Here is an 856-nt window from a genome sequence, read left to right on the forward strand (position 1 = left end):
CGCACTCACCTGCTACAAGAAACTCACGAAGGCGAAATCAGCGACATGAGACACGGTCTAAGGCACTCGGACCGCTCTGGACGATGCTGCTCGGGCGCGGAGAAAGGGCGAGCGGCAAGGGAATTGAAGATGACGTGCGGTTTCGTACCACAATCGGCAAGATTCGCCAGTGGGCCAACGAACACAACGAAGCCATGCACGCGGCCGGCAAGATTCTGCGCAGCTCGGACCCGACGATGTCCTTCAGCGAAGCTCTAGCCATTCACCGCCAGACAGCCCTGGAGGGTAGCACTCCTGCGGGAATTCGATATCCTCGACGTCGAGGACCGCAAGTCGACCGGCCGAATTCCAGCCTCCGCGCCGCACGCATTCTTCCCAGAGTTGCGCACCGCAACCGATGCTGCCGACCGCCGACCTGCTCTAAGTCCCGCCGTTCCCGGGCATGCCGAGGGCGATCTCGACCAGGCGAAACTGCAAGCTCTGCTGGCTGCCGCCATCGAGGAGCTCTACACCGATGACATCTGGCTCGTCGTAAACGAGCTACGCGAGGAAGCCCTGGTGTCTCGAATCGCTCACCACCTGGCCAACATGGTTGAACAGCCTGGAAGGAACATCCATGTCGATGTCGAATATAACCGCCAGAATAATCGCAACGAACCACCCGACCCGAAGCGAGACGACCGGGACAAGCTGGTCACCCCGGACTTGATAGTCCACGCCCGAGGAACCAACAACGCCAATCTCCTTGCGATAGAGGCGAGAAGACACGTTCCATGGGGGACGGAACTCGAGTGTCGGCTGCCAGCCTGAAGGGACCACCGGTTTGCCATGAGCATGGGACCGGGTTGCGTCCGGT

Annotated in this window: 1 protein-coding gene; it reads left to right on the forward strand. The window is 60.5% G+C overall.

The genetic code is table 11. From position 1 onward, the window contains the following. Positions 1 to 381 precede the first annotated feature (381 nt). Positions 382 to 810, forward strand: a complete 429-nt coding sequence (locus ACYVLQ_RS13695) for a hypothetical protein (RefSeq protein WP_460697829.1) — start codon at positions 382 to 384, stop codon at positions 808 to 810. Positions 811 to 856 lie beyond the last annotated feature (46 nt).

The sequence above is a fragment of the Nocardia thraciensis genome, from assembly GCF_054782435.1.